16 protein-coding genes are annotated in these 19306 nt (G+C 72.7%); 9 read left to right on the forward strand and 7 right to left on the reverse strand.

Going from position 1 to position 19306, the window contains the following annotated elements; translation table 11 throughout:
* The first annotated feature begins 141 nt into the window (after positions 1-141).
* Entirely contained in the window at positions 142-1236 is a 1095-nt protein-coding gene (locus ACIRR9_RS24665; RefSeq protein ID WP_403755745.1) for a glycosyltransferase 87 family protein, read from the forward strand.
* On the opposite strand, the gene ACIRR9_RS24670 is transcribed toward ACIRR9_RS24665, so the two are convergent.
* Positions 1194-2837, reverse strand: coding sequence for a DNA repair helicase XPB (locus tag ACIRR9_RS24670; protein WP_403755520.1), 1644 nt, complete (start codon positions 2835-2837; stop codon positions 1194-1196). The genes ACIRR9_RS24665 and ACIRR9_RS24670 overlap by 43 nt on opposite strands.
* 204 nt (positions 2838-3041) lie before the next feature.
* Between ACIRR9_RS24670 and ACIRR9_RS24675 the strand changes: the two genes are divergently transcribed.
* Positions 3042-3581 carry a hypothetical protein gene (locus ACIRR9_RS24675; protein WP_403755523.1) on the forward strand — a complete coding sequence of 180 codons (540 nt, stop codon included), beginning with the start codon at positions 3042-3044 and terminating at the stop codon, positions 3579-3581.
* A 46-nt stretch (positions 3582-3627) separates the two neighbouring features.
* Here the strand turns inward: ACIRR9_RS24675 and ACIRR9_RS24680 are convergent, their stop codons facing one another.
* Positions 3628-6156, reverse strand: coding sequence for a helicase-associated domain-containing protein (locus tag ACIRR9_RS24680; RefSeq protein ID WP_403755526.1), 2529 nt, complete (start codon positions 6154-6156; stop codon positions 3628-3630).
* Between the two features lie 166 nt (positions 6157-6322).
* Here ACIRR9_RS24680 and ACIRR9_RS24685 point away from each other — a divergent pair, with 166 nt between their 5' ends.
* Positions 6323-7255, forward strand: a complete 933-nt coding sequence (locus ACIRR9_RS24685; protein ID WP_403755528.1) for a hypothetical protein — start codon at positions 6323-6325, stop codon at positions 7253-7255.
* A gap of 194 nt (positions 7256-7449) precedes the next feature.
* Entirely contained in the window at positions 7450-8079 is a 630-nt protein-coding gene (locus tag ACIRR9_RS24690; protein ID WP_403755531.1) for an HAD family hydrolase, read from the forward strand.
* On the opposite strand, the gene ACIRR9_RS24695 is transcribed toward ACIRR9_RS24690, so the two are convergent.
* Positions 8052-8306 (reverse strand): hypothetical protein, encoded by a 255-nt coding sequence (locus ACIRR9_RS24695; protein ID WP_089101874.1) that lies wholly within the window; start codon positions 8304-8306, stop codon positions 8052-8054. The genes ACIRR9_RS24690 and ACIRR9_RS24695 overlap by 28 nt on opposite strands.
* Before the next feature lie 188 nt (positions 8307-8494).
* On the opposite strand from ACIRR9_RS24695, the gene ACIRR9_RS24700 reads away from it, so the two are divergent.
* Positions 8495-8878 carry a cold-shock protein gene (locus ACIRR9_RS24700; protein ID WP_132891678.1) on the forward strand — a complete coding sequence of 128 codons (384 nt, stop codon included), beginning with the start codon at positions 8495-8497 and terminating at the stop codon, positions 8876-8878.
* A 5-nt stretch (positions 8879-8883) separates the two neighbouring features.
* Here ACIRR9_RS24700 and ACIRR9_RS24705 read toward each other — a convergent pair whose 3' ends face one another.
* The 4 genes from ACIRR9_RS24705 to ACIRR9_RS24720 all read right to left on the reverse strand — a co-directional run bounded on the left by ACIRR9_RS24705 (position 8884) and on the right by ACIRR9_RS24720 (position 12335).
* Positions 8884-9732, reverse strand: coding sequence for a 1,4-dihydroxy-6-naphthoate synthase (locus ACIRR9_RS24705; protein ID WP_403755534.1), 849 nt, complete (start codon positions 9730-9732; stop codon positions 8884-8886).
* Positions 9722-10468, reverse strand: a complete 747-nt coding sequence (locus ACIRR9_RS24710; RefSeq protein WP_403755537.1) for a futalosine hydrolase — start codon at positions 10466-10468, stop codon at positions 9722-9724. The genes ACIRR9_RS24705 and ACIRR9_RS24710 overlap by 11 nt, the downstream gene beginning before the upstream one ends.
* Entirely contained in the window at positions 10438-10911 is a 474-nt protein-coding gene (locus ACIRR9_RS24715) for a DUF2771 domain-containing protein (RefSeq protein ID WP_365345448.1), read from the reverse strand. The genes ACIRR9_RS24710 and ACIRR9_RS24715 overlap by 31 nt, the downstream gene beginning before the upstream one ends.
* A 62-nt stretch (positions 10912-10973) precedes the next feature.
* On the reverse strand, positions 10974-12335 hold the full coding sequence (locus tag ACIRR9_RS24720; RefSeq protein ID WP_403755747.1) for an MFS transporter: 1362 nt from the start codon (positions 12333-12335) through the stop codon (positions 10974-10976).
* A gap of 482 nt (positions 12336-12817) precedes the next feature.
* On the opposite strand from ACIRR9_RS24720, the gene ACIRR9_RS24725 reads away from it, so the two are divergent.
* The 4 genes from ACIRR9_RS24725 (at position 12818) to ACIRR9_RS24740 (ending at position 19269) form a co-directional block, all read left to right on the forward strand.
* Entirely contained in the window at positions 12818-13744 is a 927-nt protein-coding gene (locus ACIRR9_RS24725; protein WP_365345450.1) for a DUF3027 domain-containing protein, read from the forward strand.
* Between the two features lie 365 nt (positions 13745-14109).
* On the forward strand, positions 14110-17259 hold the full coding sequence (locus tag ACIRR9_RS24730; protein ID WP_403755541.1) for a sacsin N-terminal ATP-binding-like domain-containing protein: 3150 nt from the start codon (positions 14110-14112) through the stop codon (positions 17257-17259).
* Positions 17260-17369: 110 nt separating this feature from the next.
* Positions 17370-18305, forward strand: coding sequence for a hypothetical protein (locus ACIRR9_RS24735; RefSeq protein ID WP_403755544.1), 936 nt, complete (start codon positions 17370-17372; stop codon positions 18303-18305).
* 181 nt (positions 18306-18486) lie between these two features.
* Positions 18487-19269: a hypothetical protein gene (locus tag ACIRR9_RS24740; RefSeq protein ID WP_403755547.1), complete on the forward strand. Its 783-nt coding sequence runs from the start codon at positions 18487-18489 to the stop codon at positions 19267-19269.
* Positions 19270-19306: the final 37 nt, after the last annotated feature.

Consider the following 19306-nt stretch of genomic DNA (forward strand, 5'->3'; position numbering starts at 1 on the left):
CCGAACCGGACGACGGTGACGTCCTCCCCTCTCTCTCTGTCCATCTCTCTCCCCCCGCCCGTCTCCCTCCGCCTGTCCAGCTCCCTCCTGGCGGTCTCTCTCTGCTCCTTCGCCGCCCTCTGCGTCCTGCTGCACGCCCCGATGGCCGATCTGCTGGTCTACCGGGCCGAGGGCGAGGCCGTGGTCCACGGCGGTGATCTGTACGGCTTCACGGTCACCGAGTGGCGGCTGCCGGCGACGTATCCGCCCTTCGCGGCGGTCCTGTTCGTCCCGACGACCTGGATCCCCGTCCCGGCCCTGAAGGTGGCGTTCCTCGCGGGCAACGCGCTCCTGCTCGCCTGTCTCGTCGCCCTCTCCGCCCGGCTGGCCGGGCGCCCGCTGCCCCTTGCGCCGCTGTGCGCGGCGACGGCCCTCGCCCTCTGGCTGGAGCCGGTCTTCCAGACACTCCTCTTCGGCCAGATCAACCTGGCGATCGCCTGCCTGGTCCTCTGGGACCTCACCCGTCCGCCCGGCGCCCCCGCCAAGGGTCTGGCCCTGGGCATCGCGACGGGCGTCAAACTCACCCCGGCGATCTTCATCGCGTATCTGTTCCTCACCGCACGCAGAAAGGAGGCAGGCGTTGCGACGGCGTCCTTCGTGGGCACGGTCCTGCTCGGTGCCCTTCTCCTCCCCCCGGCCTCCGTGGACTTCTGGACGCGGCGCCTGTTCGAGACGGGCCGGGTCGGCAAGGCGTGGATCGTCGACAACCAGTCGCTTCAGGGCCTGATCGCAAGGGCGCTGGGCGCGGAGGCACCGGGGCTCGCGTGGTCGCTCCCGGCGGCCGGGCTGGCGGCGGCGGGGCTGTGGCTGGCGACCCGCGCCCGCCATGTGCACGGTGACCGCCGGGGCATCCTGCTCACCGCGTTCACGGCCCTGCTGGTCTGCCCGATCAGCTGGTCCCACCACTGGGTCTGGTGCGTCCCGCTCCTGGCGGTCCTCCTGGCGGAGCGCCGCCCGGCCCTCGCCCTCACCACGGCGGCCCTCTTCACCGCCCGCACGATGTGGCTGCTGCCCCACGAGGGCGACCGTGACCTGCACCTGCCGTGGTGGCAGCAGCCCTTCGCGTCGCCGTACCCGCTGCTGGGGCTGGCGCTGCTGGCGGGCGCGGCCGTCGCCCTACGGCGGCACGGCCGAGCCCTGCGGGGCGGTGGGCCTCAGCCCTCCGCGAGGATCTCGTCGGCGTCCACGATCCGGTAGGCGTACCCCTGCTCCGCCAGGAAGCGCTGCCGGTGGGCGGCGAAGTCCTGGTCGATCGTGTCGCGGGCGACGACGGAGTAGAAGTGGGCCTGGTGGCCGTCCGCCTTGGGACGCAGCACCCGGCCGAGGCGCTGGGCCTCCTCCTGGCGGGAGCCGAAGGTACCCGAGACCTGGACGGCGACCGTGGCCTCCGGCAGGTCGATGGAGAAGTTGGCGACCTTCGACACGACCAGCACGCTGATCTCGCCCTCGCGGAAGGCGTCGAAGAGCTTCTCGCGCTGGGCGTTGGAGGTCTCGCCCTTGATGACAGGGGCGTTCAGGTGCTCGCCCAGCTCGTCGAGCTGGTCGATGTACTGGCCGATCACCAGGATCTGCTGGCCCGCGAAACGCTTCACGATCGCCTCCGTGACCTTCCGCTTGGTCGCGGTGGTCGCACAGAAGCGGTACTTCTCCTCGGTCTCGGCGGTGGCGTAGGCCAGCCGCTCCGAGTCCGTGAGGTTCACCCGAACCTCGACACAGTCGGCGGGTGCGATGTAGCCCTGCGCCTCGATCTCCTTCCACGGGGCGTCGAAACGCTTGGGCCCGATCAGGGAGAACACGTCCGATTCCCGGCCGTCCTCGCGTACGAGGGTGGCCGTCAGCCCCAGCCGCCGGCGCGCCTGGAGGTCGGCGGTGAACTTGAAGACAGGAGCCGGCAGCAGATGGACCTCGTCGTAGACGATCAGACCCCAGTCCCGGGAGTCGAAGAGTTCGAGGTGCGGGTAGACACCCTTCCGTTTGGTCGTCAGCACCTGGTACGTGGCGATCGTGACGGGCCGGATCTCCTTGCGCGTCCCGCTGTACTCACCGATCTCGTCCTCGGTGAGACTCGTCCGCTTCACCAGCTCGTGCTTCCACTGCCGCGCGGACACGGTGTTGGTGACGAGGATGAGCGTCGTCGACTTGGCCTGCGCCATGGACCCGGCGCCGACCAGCGTCTTCCCGGCCCCACAGGGCAGGACGACGACACCGGACCCGCCGTGCCAGAAGTTCTCCACGGCCTGCTTCTGGTACGGCCGCAGCGTCCAGCCGTCCTCGGCGAGCTCGATGGGGTGCGCCTCGCCGTCCACGTACCCGGCGAGGTCCTCGGCCGGCCAGCCCAGCTTCAGCAGGGTCTGCTTGATCTGCCCCCGCTCGGAGGGGTGCACGACGACGGTGTCGGGGTCGATCCGGGCGCCCACCAGCGGGATGATCCGCTTGGAGCGCAGGATCTCCTCGAGGACCGGGCGGTCGGTGGTCGTCAGCACCAGCCCGTGCGCCGGGTGCTTGCTGAGCGTCAGCCGCCCGTACCGGTCCATCGTCTCGGCGATGTCGACCAGCAGCGCGTGCGGCACCGGGTAGCGGCTGTACTCGACCAGGGCGTCCACGACCTGTTCGGCGTCGTGCCCGGCCGCCCGCGCGTTCCACAGCCCCAGCGGGGTCACCCGGTAGGTGTGGATGTGCTCGGGCGCCCGCTCCAGCTCCGCGAAGGGCGCGATGGCCCGACGGCAGTCGTCGGCCCGCTCATGGTCGACTTCCAGGAGCAGGGTCTTGTCGGACTGGACGATCAACGGACCATTCACGCGCGGCACCCTTTCCCTCCGGCCCATGAGGCCGTTCATGCGGCCATCGTCATGGACCAAAGTTCCAGTGTGCCTCATGCGCCAGCGATCACCTCGGTCCCCGAACGGACCCCGTCTGATCGTCCGGTGCAACCTCGGGCCCGTTTCGGGTGTCATGTCCGGTGGAGGCCGCGCAGCGCGCGTGGCCCGGCGAGGAGGCGTGCGGTGACGTCCATACGCATCTGGGGACCCGGCGCGGGGGCCGTGGTGGTGCTGGTGGCCGCCGGGGTGTGGGCGCGCGGGTCGAGCGCGGTGGACGCCGGTCTGTGGGCCGACGTGCGTCCCGCGATCGAGACCCGGCTCGTGACGCAGTCCGCCGGGAACGGGGCCGCGGAGAGCGAGCCCTCGCTCCGGTCGCGGTGGTTCTGCCGGGCGGAGGCGCTGGACCTCACGGAGAGCGGGGACCTGGTGCGGGCGGGCGTCGACACGCTCTGCCTTGAGTACGGGGTGCGCGGGGACGCGCTGATGGAGTGCAGCGGCGCGCAGATACCGCAGGTGATACGGCTGGAGCGGGACCGGACGAACGGCGGCTACCGCGTCGTCTCCCAGGAGGAGGCGCCGGACGACGACGCCGAATGGGACGAGGACCACTTCAGCCCCTACGCCGAGTCCCGCCTCAACCAGGAGATGGAGTCCGCCGGGCTGCAGGCCGCGGCCCGGACCCACTTCGGCCTGCCGGCCACCGCGCCCGTACGGAACTGCTAGTCCGCCGCACCCTCTTGTCCTTGCTCTCCTGCTTTTCCTGCTTCTCCTACTCCTCCGCGAGCTCCGCCACGCCCGTCACCCGGTGCAGGGGATAGGTGCGCACCTCGTCGGCCGTGTGGTCGTACGCCGTGACGAAGCCGCCCTCCACGCGGATCGGGGCGATGACGCGCTGGCTGGCGGTGCCCTCGGCGTTGACGTAGCCGATCCAGAGGGTGTCGCCGGTGAGGACGGCGGCCTGCATGGTGGCCAGGGTCTCGGCGGGGGTGGTGCGCGGGAGCTCGCCGCCGCTGACGGGGGCACCGGCGGGCTTGCGCGGGGCGGTGGCGGCCAGGTCGCCGGCGCGGATCGCGCGGATCGCGGCCGACAGGAGGGTGGAGTCCGGTGCCGGCGGGCCGTCCGGGACCGGTTCCGGGGCCGTGCGCGGCGGGGTGCGGTGGGCGTGGGCGCGGGTGATCAGGACGTCGCCCTCGGCGGACTCGGCCGCGGGGGCGTAGCCCATCGCGCGCAGTCCTTCGAGGAGCGTGTTGGGGTCGGCCTGGGTGGCCAGCACCGTCGGGGCCAGGCGGCGCAGGCGGAGGGCGGCGGCGCGCTTGTCGGCCATGATCTCGCCCAGGACCGTGTCGTCGTCGCAGCGGACGTACGCCGAGGCCGCCCCCACCCGCAGATGGCCGTGCTTGCGGGCCACGTCGTCGACCAGGTAGGCGAGCGGCTGCGGGACCGGGGTACGGGAGTGCGTGGTGAGGAAGGCGTGCAGGTCGGCGGCGGTGCGGCCGGCGTCCAGGGCGCGGCGGACCGAGGCCGGCGTGAACCGGTAGACCGTCGCGCCGCCCTTCGACTCGACGTCGGCCAGCACGCCCAGCGCGTCCGCCAGCGGGCGCCGCAGCGGGCCCGGGGCGACCGCCGTCAGGTCGGCCTGCAGAAGAACGTGGTCGAGGGGCTCGGGCAGGAGCGGGGCGAGGAGCCGGCCGGCGTTCGCGGTGGCGGTGGCCTGCTCGGGCGGCGAGAGGGGTTCGAGGACGGGGACGGGATGGTGGTGATGGTGCACGGGGAGCTTGTCACCGGGGCCGCCGGGCGGCGCGGGCGCCTTCCCCGCCGCCGGTGCGCCGAGCAGTGCCCTGCCGTGTGCCGACAGCGCCCCGCGTCCCGTCACGCCGATCAGCTCGGCCTCCGTCACGGTCCAGCGGGCCAGCCGGCCGCGCAGGTCGTCGTCCCGCTGCTGGGGGCCGCGCAGCGGGCGTTCCCAGCGCAGCCGGGCCAGCACCGACTCGGCGGCCGGGGCGGTGCCCTCCGGGAGCGCGGTGAGCAGGGTCAGCACCCGGTGCCGTACCTCCGGTGCGGCCGAGCGGTCGAGGCCGGGGCCGAGCGCCGACAGGGCGCGGTCCTTGGCGTCCCGGCCGCCGATCAGGCCGGAGGTGCGGGTCGCGGTGAGCCAGGCCTCCGCCAGCACGGTCCAGCGCTCGGCGGGCGGGCGGTCCAGCCACTCGTCGTAGGCGGGGGTGGCCGCGTAGCGTTCGTCGGCCTCGCCGTCGGAGGCGAGCAGCCCGGCCGCGTAGGCCAGCTCGACCCAGAAGGCGGCGATGGGCTCGGGCACGTCCAGGGCCACGGCCGTCCGCTTCAGGTCCCGGACGCTGAGTCCGCCGGCCCGCAGCACGGCCGGGCCGCCCTCGTCCCAGTCCTTCAGCAGCTCCTCGACGGTCGCCAGCGCGGTGTACGCCTGCCCGGCCGCCGTGGCGTCCACAACCTGTGGACGGTGGGCGGCCGCCGGCTCGACGGCGGGGGGCACGGGCTCCGGCTCGCGGTGGGCGCGGCCCTCGCGCAGATGCAGGGCGACCTCTCGGGGCAGCACCACCGTGCCCGGCGCGGTCGGCAGCAGCAGGCCGCGGTCCAGGAGCCAGCGCAGATGGGCGGCCGGCTCGGGGGTGACCTGACCGTACGGCGGCCCCCAGACCAGCCGGCCCAGGACCTCGAGGGACTCGGCGGGCGCGGCCGCGAGCAGCTTGGCCATCTTCTTGCGGTGGCCGAACAGCTTGCCGAGCGCGTCCACGGCCGACACCGAGTCATGCGTCGAGGGCAGCCCGGCCGCAGCGACGATCTCCTGGATCCGGCCGGGCGACATCCCCGAGGTCGCCTCCCGCACGGTCGGGCCGAGCCCGGTCGGGGACGGGTACTGCGGGGACGGCGCGAGCACCTCGCGCGCGGTCCGCACCAGCCGCAGCCGGTCGTCGTCGCCCCACACCAGCGCCTGGTCGCGGAGCGCGCCGAGGGCACGAGGCAGGGCCGCGGCGACCACCGGGTCCCCGGTGTCACCGGCCATCAGCCCCAGCAGTTCCCGGTACGACGCCGGGTCGCCCGCCACGGCCAGCGCCTCCGCGGTCTGCAGGGCGAACCGGTCCAGGCGTTCCAGGGCGCGCAGCACCGAGGCACGGGTACCGGCCCGGGTGGCCAGCTGGGTGAGATCGGTGGGGACGGGGGTGATGAGGTCGGGGCGGGCGCGCAGCAGTACGGCCAGGGAGGCGTCGTCTCTGGCGCGAAGCGCCTCCGCGAGGGAGCGCGGCGGAGTGGCCGGGTTGCTCATCCGACCCACGGTAGCGGGTGCGGGGCGGAGACCGGGATCACCAGGGTTCGGCAACCGCTCCGGCTCGCAACGCGCTGCCGGTCGGTGCGCGGGCCGACGTGAACGGCGGGCTGCGCTAACGTCGTCGGGACGGGGTATTGAACGCAGCGGCCCCGGAGGGGACTTCGTGGGTATCGAGAGCGATCAGGTCGTCTACGAGTATCTGAGCCGCGTCGGGGACATCGCGCACCAGCGCCAGCTGTCGTCGGCCGACCGGATGCGCCTGGTCTCCGGGCTGCGCAACGAGATCGACCGGCACCGGGCGAAGACGACCGTCGACAGCCCCGCCGCCGTACGGCGCATCCTGGACCGGCTGGGCACGCCCGACGAGGTCGTGGAGGCGGCGGGGGGTACGACGGACACCGTCCCGCAGCCGCCGGCCACGGTCCCCGTCCAACGGGAGGCGGGGAAACCGGCCGCACCGCCCGCCGGAGATCTGCGCGACGTCGTACCGAGCCCCCGGCACGGCGAGTCCGACGGCGGCGGTCCGGGGCAGCCCGACTGGTGGCGGGTGGACAGCAGCCCGTTCGGGGACGGCGACGGTGTGCCCGGGTTCGTGGGCGGGGTGGAGATCCCCGAACTGCTCAGGAAACCGCGGCTCCGTAAGGAGGCCGAGCCCGCGGCGGCGGAGGAGGCCGCGGCTCCCAAGGCTCCGGAGGCCGAGGCCGAGGCCGCCCCGCGGCGCAGGGTCCGTCTCCTTCCGCGCGCCGCCTCCGGCGCCGGCGGCTGGAGCAACCCGTTGCTGCTGCTCGCCGCGGCCGCGCTGGTCGTGGGCGCGGTGCTGGGCAACTGGTTCGCGTTGCTCCTCGGCTGGCTGACCGCGTACGGCTCCCGGCGGCTCACCCCGACGGAGACCAAGCTGGCGGTGATGTGGGTACCGGGGCTGTCCGTCGCGGCCGGGGTGGTCTGGCTGTGGGGGCGGAGCGACGGGCGCTGGGGCGCGCCGATCGCCCAGGGGCAGATGAGCGGTGCGGTGGGGGAGACATGGCCGTGGGTGGTGCGGGGCGCGGCGGTGGCATCGGCGCTCTATCTGGTGTGGCGGTCGCAGAGGACGCGCTAGGGGGAGCGGCGGCCGGCCGTCGGCGGCTGCGGGTCCGTCGTGGCCGTTCGCGCAGTTCCTCCCCCAGCCTTCGGCCGGGGGTACCCCCAGCGCCCCTGACGGGGCACGTCCTGCCCGGTGTCGGTAAGCGTCGCCCCCTGACCTCAGCCCCCATCCCCGGCCCCGGCCCCGCAGGGACCGGCACAATGGCGTATATGACTGATCACGCCCTGACCGTCGGTTTCGATCTCGACATGACTCTCATCGACTCGCGGCCCGGTATCCATGCCGCCTACACGGCGCTCGCCGAGCGGACCGGGACGTACATCGACGCCGATCTGGCGATCACCCGGCTGGGGCCGCCGCTCGCGGAGGAGCTGGTCCACTGGTTCCCGGACGAGCGGATCGCGGAGATCAGTGATCTGTATCGGGCCATGTATCCGGAGATCGCCATTGCCGCCACTCCTGCCATGCCCGGGGCGCGGGAGGCGATCGCCGCCGTGCGGGAGGCCGGGGGGAAGACGGTCGTGGTCACCGCCAAGTACGAGCCCAACGCCAAGCTGCACCTCAGCCACCTCGGCATAGTCCCCGACGCCGTCGTCGGGGATCTGTGGGCCGAGCAGAAGGCGGAGGCGCTGCGCGAGCACGGCGCGGGCGTGTACGTCGGCGACCATGTCGGGGACGTACGTGGGGCGCGTAGGGCGGGAGCCCTGTCGGTCGCCGTGGCCACCGGGCCGTGCGATGCCGATGAGCTGCGTGCGGCGGGCGCCGATGTGGTCCTCACGGACCTCACCGAGCTGCCCGCCTGGCTCGCCGCCTACCGCGAGGACGCCTCCCGGGCCTGACGGCGTCCCGCCGCGATCGACTGGAGCACGCCGGCGCCGGCGACGAGGAAGCCGACGCCCATGAGCATGCTCAGCAGGTACATGTAGGTCGGAAAAGGCTTCGCACCGAGGAACAGCGGTATCACGGTGACGAGTGTGGCCACCGTACCGATGAAGAAGACCACGGCACCGGCGCGGATCAGTCGGTCACCGGGCCCGGCGGAATTCGCTTGGGTTTTGTCACGCACTCGACCAGGGTAGTTCCCTGCCCGAAGGAACAACCGGGCGACGTCTTGTCACGCGCCCGAAGACCATTAGCCTTGGTACCGGCGGGTCATGGTCGACCCGCCCGAGTGCTATCAAGGCCCGTTCCAGAGCTGTTGCATTCAGAAGTTTTCCGAGCAGTTTCCGACGAGATACGAGGACGAGGACAGACGTGCCTACCGGCAAGGTCAAGTGGTTCAACAGTGAGAAGGGCTTCGGCTTTCTCTCCCGCGACGACGGCGGTGACGTCTTCGTCCATTCCTCGGTTCTCCCCGACGGGGTCGACGCACTCAAGCCGGGCCAGCGCGTGGAGTTCGGCGTCGTCGCCGGTCAGCGCGGTGACCAGGCGCTGTCGGTGGTCATTCTCGACCCCACTCCGTCGGTCGCCGCCGCCCAGCGCAAGAAGCCGGACGAACTGGCCTCCATCGTGCAGGACCTGACGACCCTGCTGGAAAACATCACGCCGATGCTGGAGCGCGGCCGCTACCCCGAGAAGACCGCCGGCAAGAAGATCGCCGGGCTGCTGCGAGCGGTCGCGGACCAGCTCGACGTGTAAATCCTTTATGGGAAATCCAGTGCGTGCGGGCCGAGGGGCGGAACGAGTCCCTCGGCCGCCGCGCGTGTGAGCAGTCCGCGTACCGCCGCGTAGCCGTCCTCGCCGAGTTCCGAGGTGAACTCGTTGACGTAGAGCCCGATGTGCTGGTCGGCGACGGCCGGGTCCATCTCCTGGGCGTGCGCCATGACATACGGCCGGGAGGCCTCGGGGTCGTCCCAGGCCGCGTGGACGGACGTACGGATCGAGTCGGCGAGGTGCGTGAGCCGCTCCGCGCCCAGCGAGCGCTTCGCGATGATCGCGCCGAGCGGGATCGGCAGGCCCGTCGTGCTCTCCCAGTGCTCGCCCATGTCGGCGAGCTTGTGCAGGCCGTAGTTCTGGTAAGTGAAGCGCGCCTCGTGGATCACGAGCCCCGCGTCGACCTTCCCGTCCCGCACGGCCGGCATGATCTCGTGGAAGGGCATGACCACGATCTCGCCCACTCCGCCCGGGAGGGTGTCCGCGGCCCAGAGGCGGAACAGCAGGTACGCCGTAGACCGCTCGCTCGGTACGGCGACCGTCCGGCCGGTGAGGTCCGTGCCGGCCTCCCGGGTCAGCACCAGCGGCCCGCAGCCCCGGCCCAGCGCACCCCCGCAGGGCAGCAGCGCGTACTCGTCGAGGACGTACGGCAGCACGGCGTACGACACCTTCAGCGCGTCCGACTCGCCGCGCTCGGCCATGCCGTTGGTGATGTCGATGTCCGCGAAGGTCACGTCCAGCGCGGGCGCGCCCGGGACCCGGCCGTGAGCGAGGGCGTCGAAGACGAAGGTGTCGTTCGGGCAGGGCGAGTAGGCGATACGCAGAGGGTCACTGGTCATGTGGGTTCCAACTCTCCAGGACGGGCGCGAGCTTCCCGAAGGCCTCGGTCAGGGCGGCCAGCGCGTCGCCGATGCGCCAGGCGGCGCGGTCGCGGGGGCCGACGGGATTGGAGACCGCGCGTATCTCCAGCACGGGCACCCCGTGCGCGGCGGCCGCCTCGGCCACCCCGAAGCCCTCCATGGCCTCGGCGAGGGCGTGCGGATGCCGGGCGCGCAGCTCGGCGGCGCGGGCGGCGGTTCCGGTCACCGTGGAGACGGTGAGTACTCCTCCGGAGTGAGCACCGGCCGTTTGGGCGGTCGCTCGTACGAGCGAATTCGGCGGACGGTGGCTGACGGTCCCGAAACCCAGCTCGGTGACCGGCACGAACCCGTCGGCCGTCTCGGCACCCAGGTCGGCCGCGGTGATCTCGTCGGCGACGACCAGGGAGCCGACCGGGGCCTCCGGCTGGAAACCGCCGGCGATCCCGGCGGAGACGACCAGCGTGTAGGGGCGGCCGTCCAGGGCGGCGGCCGTGAGCGCGGTCGCGGTGCCGGCGGCGGCGAGGGCCGGGCCGACCCCGGCGGCGAGGAGGTCGTATCCCCCGCGCGTACGCAGCAGGGTAGCCGCCGGCAGCGGCACCTCGGCCGCGTCGCCGAACGCCCGTGCCACCGCGTCCCGTTCGGCCGGGACCGCGGTGGCTACCAGGATGCGTACGGCGGACGTGGTCAGGCGTCCTTCTTGAGCTTGAACGACCACAGGCCCAGCACCGACTTGTCGCCCTCCTTGATGGAGACGAGGGTCTGGTTGCCGGAGGCGCCGTACTGGGCGTTGAAGAACACGCTGCCCGGGATGGTGCGGTAGGTCTTGCTGCTGGAGTCGGTGAGCGGCTGACCGTTCATCAGGATCGTCCAGCCGTTGTCCGCGATCTTCGGGTCGACGCCGAAGCGGACGGTGTCGTCCGGGTCCACCTTGATGGACTTGATCCCGGTGTCCTTCAGGCAACTGGTGAGGGAGGCCGTGTCCAGGGCCTTGCCGTCGTTGTAGCAGGTGGCTTCGGAGTTGACCGAGTTCGTGCCGACGGTGATCGTGGCGATCGGGGTCGGCTTGTCACAGGCCGACAGAACGAGCAGTCCGGCGGAAACGGCGCCGGCGGCGGCGACGACGCGGCGGCGTCGCGAGCGGGAGTGCAGCGTGGTCATGGCCGAAGGCTATCGGGCGCTCTCGGCCGTCTCCCCATGTGGGGTACGGCGTGCCCGGTTCGTTACGCCACTCGCGGGCGTGTGCGGGTGCCGTGCCGTGCGGAGGCCAGCAGACCGCGCAGGGTGGTCAGCCAGCCGGCGGCCACGATCGCGGCGGCCACCACCAGGCCCAGGGTGCCGTTCAGCGGCATCACGATGCCCACCGCGCCGCCGAACACCCACGCCACCTGGAGCATCGTCTCCGAGCGCGCGAACGCCGATGTGCGCACCAGCTCCGGCACGTCCCGCTGGATCAGCGCGTCCAGGCAGAGCTTGGCCAGCGCCTGCGCGAAACCGGCCACGGCGGCGAGGACGGCCACCAGGAACGCGCCGAAGAACAGGGCCGCGACGATCGCCGTACCCAGCACCACGGCGACCACCGTCACGATGATGATCTCCGGGGCACGGGAGCGCAGCCAGGACCCCACCGCCGTACCGAGGGCGTTGCCCGCGCCCGCCGCGACGCCCACTATCCCCAGCGACACCGCCGCGCTCTCGCCGGTCAGCGGGTGCTCCCGGAGCAGGAACGCCAGGAAGAAGATCAGGAAGCCGGAGAGGCAGCGCAGGGCCGCGTTGGCGCCGAGCGCGTGCGTGACGGCGGGTCCGACGGTCCGCAGCCCCGGCCGCTTCGCCTCCTTCGCCTCCTTCGTCTGCTTCCGGAGCGGGCCGTGCAGATGCTCCTCGTCGGCGGCGAGCAGCGCCACGTCCTCACCCTTGGCGGAGTCGACCTTCGGAGGCAGGGAGAAGGAGAGAAAGGTTCCGGCGACGAAGATCACGAAGGCGCCGTAGAGCGGCCAGGGGTCACCGATGGCATGCAGCCCGGCCCCGATCGGGGCGGCCACACCGGTGGCGAGCAGACCGGCGAGGGTGACCCGGGAGTTGGCCTTCACCAGCGAGAACCGGGGCGGCAGGAGGCGGGGCACGACGGCACTGCGCACCACCCCGTACGCCTTGGACGCGACCAGCACGCCGAGCGCGGCCGGATACAGCTCCAGGCCGCCGCCGGCCACCGCCCCGGAGACGACCAGCGCGAGCAGCGCACGGGCGAGCATGGAGGCGGCCATCGCGGCGCGGCGGCCGTGCGGGAGGCGGTCGAGAAGGGGGCCGATGACGGGGGCGAGGACGGTGAAGGGCGCCATGGTGATGGCGAGGTAGAGCGCGACGCGCCCCCGGGCCTCGTCGGTGGGCACGGAGAAGAACACGGTCGAGGCGAGCGCAACGGTGATCATCACGTCCCCCGCGCCGTTGACCGCGTGCAGCTCGATCAGCTTGCCGAGGCCGGACTCACCGGCGCCGTGCGCATGCGTGGCCTTGCGGATGCTCCGGGCGGTTCCGGTCACCGGGAGGTGCAGGGCACGCCCGACGGAGCGGACGGCACCGCGCATCCGGCCCGCACCGCCACCGACCCCGACGGCACGTTGGGGTGACCTCGCGGTTGCCACGTGCTTCATAGTGCCCTGAGTGCGCGGCCCCTAGTGCACTTTGTGGCCAAGCGAGTCCGAAGACCCCGCAAGACGCCCTCGCCTGCAGCGCCCCGTCAGGGGCGCTGGGGGTACCCCCGGCCGAAGGCTGGGGGAGGAACTGCGCGCTCAGCCCCCACTCACCCGCAGCCCGCGACGATGCGGTCCCCCCTGCGCGCACCGCCGTCGGCCCCGGGCCGCCGCCCAGGCACCGCGCCGGACTGTCCCCCACCACCGGCGACGGGGTAGCGTGCCTATCTCAGCCATACATAACGCACAATGGATGGCAGAGGTGCGCCCGAGCGCGATCGGACGCGGACGTCGATGCGGCCCACAGGTCCGCTCCGTCCGCCCCACCGCCGGAGGCAGCCGCACTCGTGAGACGGCGTAGGAGAGAAGCGATACCTGTGAGCGCAGCGACAACGCGAAGCCGCACCCCCGACCGTCTGTGCGCCGAGGCGGTCGACCTCGCCCGGGCCGCCGCCGAGGAGGCCGCAGCACCCGGAGTGGTGGGCGAGCACGCCGGCGTGGTGGCGGAGGGCGATCGCGTCGTCACGCACTTCTTCGCCTGCAAGGAACTCGGCTACCGCGGCTGGCGCTGGGCGGTGACGGTGGCCCGCGCCTCCCGCGCCAAGGTCGTGACGCTGGACGAGGTGGTCCTCCTCCCCGGCTCCGACGCCCTCCTCGCCCCCGAGTGGGTGCCCTGGAGCGAGCGGCTGCGCCCCGGCGACATGGGCCCTGGCGACCTGCTGCCCACCGAGGCCGAGGACCTCCGTCTGGAGCCCGGCTACAGCGGCGAGGACGAGCCGGCCGCGGACTCCCCGGTCTCGGCGGAGATGGAGGAGCTGGCGGAGGCGGAGGACGCCGAGGTCACCGCGGGCACCCCCGCCCATCTCCCCACGGTCCCCACCCGGGGCACGATCGCCTCGGTCGCCGAGGAACTCGGCATGCGCCGCGCCCGGGTGCTGTCCCGCTACGGCCTGCACACCGCCGCCGACCGCTGGGAGGAGTCGTTCGGCGCCAAGACCCCCATGGCCCAGGCGGCCCCCGCGACCTGCGTCAGCTGCGGCTTCCTGAGCCCCATCGGCGGCTCCCTCGGCCAGGCCTTCGGCGTCTGCGCCAACGAGTTCTCGCCGGCCGACGGCCGGGTGGTCTCCCTCTCCTACGGCTGCGGCGGCCACTCGGAGGCCGCGGTCATGCCGAAGCCTCCGGTGGTGGCGCCCCCGGTGGTCGACGAGACCCGCGTCGACCCCTTCCCGCTCCGGCCCGCCGCGGACTCCGGTTCGGTCCCGGCGGCCTCGGACGAGGAGACGGCGGAGCTGGGGCACTCGTAGCCGACGCCGTTTCACCCCGGGCCGCCCGCGAGGTGCGGAAGGCCCGCGGTGGCGTTTCTCCGGTGTGTCTTTCTCCTTGTGGTCCTTGGGGGCTTTCTCCCTGCATGTCCTTCGGGTCGGGATTGACGGCCCGCGGGCCCGGACCGATCAGCCCGAGGCCCGCGTTCCCGGATGCCGGGCGCGCCCCGTCCGGGTGAGCCGGGGGTTGGTGTGCGGGGTGGCTCGGCCCCTTCACCCTGACCGTCGAGCGGCCGGGCGGCACGGTCGCCGCGACCCACAGGCTCCCGGCCAAGGTCGGCGGCCTCCAGCAGAAGACCCCCCGGTGAGGCGGTACCTTCGTGCTCACGTCGACGAGGAGAGTGAACGTGAGCAAGTTCGTGCGGCCCGCCGCCGAGGGCGCCGACCCCTTCGGCACCGCCCGCCTGCGCCGCGGTGTCCTCGACGCCTGGGCCACCAGCCCCGCCCGCTTCCGTGAGGACGCCAACGCCGAGGAGGACCTGGTCCTCGGGGGGTACCGGGACCGGCTCGTCGTGGAGCTCGCGCAGAACGCGGCCGACGCGGCGGCGAGGGCCGGCGTAGCGGGCCGGTTCCGGCTCACCCTCCGCGACGGCGTCCTGTTCGCCGCCAACACCGGCGCCCCGCTGGACGCGGCCGGTGTCGAGTCCCTCTCCACCCTGCGCGCCTCCGCCAAGCGGGGGGACGACGAGGGGGCGGTGGGGCGGTTCGGTGTCGGCTTCGCCGCCGTGCTGGCGGTGACGGACGAGCCCGCGGTCGTGGGACGGCACGGCGGGGTCCGCTGGTCCCTGCCCGAGGCCCGGGAACTGGCCGAGGAGACCGCCCGGAACAGCCCCGGACTCGGCGACGAGATCCGCCGCCGGGACGGCCATGTGCCGCTGCTCCGGCTCCCGTTCGCGGCCGAGGGCACCGCCCCGGACCCGTACGACACGGTCGTGATCCTGCCGCTGCGGGACACGGCGGCCACCGACCTCGCCGAGCGCCTTCTCGACGCCGTGGACGACGCTCTCCTGCTCGCCCTGCCGGGCCTGGAGGAGGTCGTGATCGAGACGGCCGACGCCACCCGCACCCTGCGCCGCCGCGCCGACGGCGCGCTCACCGTCGTGGAGGACTCCCAGGAGGGCACGACCCGCTGGCGTACCGTCTCCGCGCACGGGTCGCTCACCCCCGACCTGCTCGCCGACCGCCCGGTCGAGGAGCGGCTGCGCCCGCACTGGTCGCTGACCTGGGCCGTGCCCACGGACTCGGCGGGCGCCCCCGACCGTCCGCGCACCGCCGCCGTCGTGCACGCCCCCACCCCCAGCGACGAGCCCCTCGGCGTCCCCGCCCTCCTCATCGCCTCCTTCCCCCTCGACACCACCCGCCGGCACGCGGCCCCCGGCCCGCTCACCGACTTCCTGGTGCAGCGCGCGGCCGACGCGTACGCCGAACTCCTCGCCGGCTGGCGGCCGGTGGGGGAGGGGATCATCCACCTCGTGCCCGGCCCGCTCGGCAAGGGCGAACTGGACGGCGCGCTGCGCCAGGCGATCCTGGAGCGGCTGCCGCGCACCGCGTTCCTGCCGCCCGCCGTCGACGCGACCGACGACTCCGACCTTCCCGAGGCACTGCGTCCGCGCGATGCCGAGATCGTCGAAGGGGCGGGCGCCGACACGGTCCGCGTCCTCGCCGAGGTCCTCCCGACCCTCCTGCCCGCCGGGCTGGAACGCCGCGTCGAGCTGCGCACGCTGTCCGTCGCCCGGCTCCCGCTCGCCGACGCCGTCGACCGGCTGGCCGGTCTCGAGAAGGACCCGGACTGGTGGTGGCGGCTCTACGACAGCCTCGCGGGCGTCGACCCGGAGCGGCTCTCCGGGCTGCCGGTGCCGCTGGCTGGGGGCACCTCCCAGGCTTTCGGCTCTGGGGGAGGCCGTACGGCCATCGGGCCCCGCCAGGTCCTCCTGCCCACCCCCGACGCGACCGTCATCGACCCCGAGGTCCTGGCCCGGCTCGGCCTCAAGGTCGCCCACGAGGACGCCGCCCACCCCCTCCTGGAGAAGCTCGGCGCTCTCCCCGCGTCCCCGCGCGCGGTGCTCACCACCCCGCAGGTGCGGGCCGCCGTGGCGGCCTCGCTCGACGACGAGGGGGGCGTGAACTGGGAGGAGGACGCCCCGGACGCCGAGGAGTTGGCGGACACGGTGCTGGCGCTGGTCCGGGACGCCGGCCTGGAACCCGGTGACGAGCCCTGGCTGGGTGCCCTCGCCCTGCCGGACGAGGACGGCGAGTTGGCCCCCGCGGGTGACCTGGTGCTGCCCGGCAGCGCGTTCGCCGGGGTGATCAGGGCGGGCGAACTGGCCTTCGTGGCCGCCGACCTGGCGGAGAAGTGGGGTGAGCAGCCGCTGGCCGCCTGCGGTGTGCTCGCCAACTTCGCGCTCGTCCGCGCCACCGACGTCGTGCTGGACCCGGACGAACTGGAGCCGCGCGAGGGCGACTTCGCCGAACCCGACGACGCGGGCCTGCTCGACGCCGTCGACGTCTGGTGCGAGGACATCCTCGACCGCTTCCCGGACACGCCCGTGCCGCCGGTCGCCACCGAGCTGATCGCCGTCCGCGACCTCGACCTGGTCGACGAGGACCGCTGGCCGGAGGCGCTCGCCCTCCTCGCCCAGCCCCCGCTCCGTGACGCCCTCACCCAGCCGGTCCGCATCCTGCTGCCGGACGGCACTCACGAGGTCGTACGGCCGTACACCGCCTGGTGGCTGCGCGGCCATCCGGTGCTCGACGGCCGCCGCCCCGCCGGACTGCTGGCCGCCGGCGGCGACCCGTTGCTGCGCGGTCTCTACGAGGAGGCCGACGCGACCGGCTTCGAGGACGAGCAGGTGCTGCGGGCGCTGGGCGTACGGACCTCGGTGGCGGCGCTGCTCGACGAGCCCGGCGGTGCCGCCGAGCTCCTCGACCGCCTCGCCGACCCGGACCGCCCGGTCACCTCCGGCCAACTGCACGCTCTGTACGGCGCCTTGGCCGACCTCGACCCCGAACAGGTCACGCTTCCCGACGACGTGCGGGCCGTGGTCGACGGCCGGGTCGAGATCGTGGACGCGGCGGACGCGGTGGTCGTGGACTCGCCGGACCTGCTGCCGTTCACGACCGGTGTGCCGTTGCTGCCCGTACGGCCGTTCCGGGCCGCCGAGTTGGCCGAGCTGTTCCAGGTGCGGCGGCTGAGCGAGTCCGTGACGGGTTCGGTCGACTCGGAGGGTGCGGAGCACGATGTCCCCGAGTCGGTGCACGTCCTGCTCGGCCCGCGCACCCCGGAAACGTACGTCGAGCACGAGGAGTTGGTGGTCGACGGCGTCGAGATCGACTGGCGGCTCACCGGGGACGGCGTCCTGCACGCGGCGACCCTGGAGGGCGTGGCCGCCGGTCTCGCCTGGGCTGCGGGCCAGTGGCCGCGCCGCTTCGAGGTGGCCGCGCTGCTGGAGGACCCGTCGAGGACGGAGGAGCTGGCGCGGGATCGCTGGTTCGACTGAACTTCACGGATCGCACACAACTTTCTGACGGCGTACAACCGTTCCCCTGCTCCCGGGGTCTGATCACGCGAGCCACAAGGCTCACCGATCACTTCCATGCAGGGGAACGCATGCGTATTCGTGCCACTGTGGCCGCCGTCTCCGGCGCCCTGGCTCTCTCCGCTTTCGCCATGCCGGCCGCGCAGGCCGCCGGCGGCTCCTCGTACACCCCCGCGGACCTGGCGAAGTTCGCCTCCGTCGCGCAGCATGCCGCGTCCGGCAGGTCCGCGTACACCGCGTCGACCGCCGCCGACACCGGCACGCCGTACACGCTGGACCTGTCCTTCTCCAGCGTGAAGATCAACAAGGGCAAGCCGATCGCGGCGGGCATCGGCGGCCATGTGTCGGTGCCGGTGACCTTCTCGGTGAAGCACGCCGCCGACGTGAACATCCACGCGGACGACTTCATCCTGGCCGTCGACCTCTACCGCGGTTCCTACGACGACCCGACCGGGATACTCCTCGGCAACGACCTGCCCACCTGCACGGACACCTCGACCACCACCGCCGACTGCAAGGGCACCATCGACATCTACCCGGGCGAGGAGCTGTCGAACGCCGACGCCACCACCTGGACGGTGGAGGGGGGCGCGCTCGCCCTGAACGGCCAGGACCCGACCGACCCCAACATCGACCTGAGCAAGATCGGCTTCGTCGACTACCCGTCCTTGACCACCGTCAAGCTCCAGCGCGTGTCCAGGCTGACGGTCAACGCCACCCCCGAGCCGGTCAAGAAGGGCAGGACCATCACGGTCACCGGCAAGCTGACCCGCGCCAACTGGGACACCAGCACGTACTCGGGCTACGCCAACCAGTCCGTGAAGCTCCAGTTCCGCAAGAAGGGCTCCAGCACCTACACCACGCTGAAGACCGTCAAGACGTCCTCCACGGGCACCCTGAAGACCACGACCAAGGCGACGGTGGACGGTTACTACCGCTACTCCTTCGCGGGCACGTCCACGACCCCGGCGGTCAGCGCCACGGGTGACTACGTCGACGTGAAGTAGTAGGCACAGCGGGTAGCCGCAAGGCCATGGAGACGTAATCCGGTCGTAAAAGAATCAAAATCTGGCCGGATTACGTCTCACCCGTACAACCACTTTCACTGCTCATGGATCTGATCGCGTGAGTCAACAGACTCCCTGATCACTTGGGCCCCGCGCCCACTGTTCTCCACCTGGGGAATCCATGCGTATTCGTGCCATTGTGGCCGCCGTCTCCGGCGCCCTGGCCCTCTCCGCCCTCGCAGTCCCGGCCGCCCAGGCCGCCGGCAGCGCGCCGAACGTCACCTTCTCCAACGTGAAGGTCAACAAGGGCAGCAGCATGGTCGTCGGCACAACCAAGGCGTCCTTCTCGGTCACCTACACCGTGACCCACGCGTCGACCCTGAAGGCGACCGACTTCGCCACCGGTCCGGCCATCTACCGCGGCACCTCGGTGACGAAGCCGAGCGACCTGTTCGTCTCCGACGAGCCGGGCACCTGCACCGCCGCGTCCACCACCGTCCTCAACTGCAAGGCCACCCTCGTCTTCACGGTCAACGGGGACTGGGACCTGACCAACTCCGAGGCGGGCTCCTGGAACGTCGGCGCCCTCGCGGTCGGCGACGGCGGCACGAAGTGGACCGGCGGCCTGGGCACCACCAAGGTGCTGCGCGCCGCGAAGCTCACGGCCGACGCCACCCCCGAGCCGGTCAAGAAGGGCAAGACCATCACGGTCTCCGGCTCCCTGACCCGCGCCAACTGGGACACCCACAAGTCCGGCGGCTACGCCGGCCAGTCCGTGAAGCTCCAGTTCCGCAAGAGCGGCTCCAGCACCTACACCACGCTGAAGACCATCACGTCCTCCTCCACGGGCGCCCTGAAGACGACGACCACCGCGACGGTCGACGGCTACTACCGCTACTCCTTCGCAGGCACCTCGACGTCCCCGGCGGTCAACGCGACGGGCGACTACGTCGACGTGCAGTAGTCGAAAACGCCCCTCAGGGGCAGCGCCCCTTCAGGGG

Source organism: Streptomyces sp. NPDC101234, from assembly GCF_044767525.1.
GTDB classification, from domain to species: domain Bacteria; phylum Actinomycetota; class Actinomycetes; order Streptomycetales; family Streptomycetaceae; genus Streptomyces; species Streptomyces sasae.